The following is a 722-nucleotide window of genomic DNA, read 5'->3' on the forward strand; positions in this document are numbered from 1 at the left end:
GTGCCGATGGGGCTGAGGGGGCCGGGATGGTCGATGGCGGCCGGGGTGAGGCGGTGATGGGTGACATGGACGGTGGTCTCGGTGATGCCGTACATGTTGATCAGCGCGGGCCGGTCGGCGCCGTGCCGGCTCAGCCAGGGGCGCAGCCGCGCCGGTTCGAGCGCCTCGCCGCCGAAGACGACGTAGCGCAGCGAGAGGGGCTCTTCTGCGCCGTCCTCCTGTTCGGCCTGGATCAGCTGGTGGAACGCGGAGGGGGTCTGGCTGAGGACGGTGACGCGCTCACGGCGCAGCAGCGCGAGGAACTCGCGCGGGGTACGGGCGGTGGTGTGGGGGACGATCAGGAGCCGTCCACCGTGCAGCAGGGGTCCCCACAGCTCCCAGACGGAGAAGTCGAAGGCGTAGGAGTGGAAGAGCGTCCACACGTCGGTGGGCCCGAAGTCCAGGTGAGCGGCGGCGGCTTCGAAGAGCCGGATGACGTTGGCGTGGGGGACGAGCACGCCTTTGGGGCGGCCGGTGGAGCCTGAGGTGTGGATGGTGTAGGCGGGGTGGCCCGGGGTGATGGGGCCGCCGCGGTCCCGGTCCGTCGGATCGGTGTCCGGACGGCCGGCCAGTTCCCGCTCGGTGTCGGGGTCGTCGAGGACGAGGACCGCGGCCCCGGTGTCAGGCAGGGCGGGCGCCAGCTCGGCGGTGGTGACGAGGTGAGTGGGGGCGGCGTCCTGGAG

The 722-nt window shown here is 72.3% G+C and carries 1 protein-coding gene; it reads right to left on the bottom strand.

From position 1 onward, the window contains the following. A partial coding sequence (locus E4099_RS32590; protein ID WP_135342671.1) for an AMP-binding protein occupies positions 1-722 on the bottom strand: 722 nt, incomplete at both ends.

Source organism: Streptomyces palmae (assembly GCF_004684805.1).
GTDB classification, from domain to species: domain Bacteria; phylum Actinomycetota; class Actinomycetes; order Streptomycetales; family Streptomycetaceae; genus Streptomyces; species Streptomyces palmae.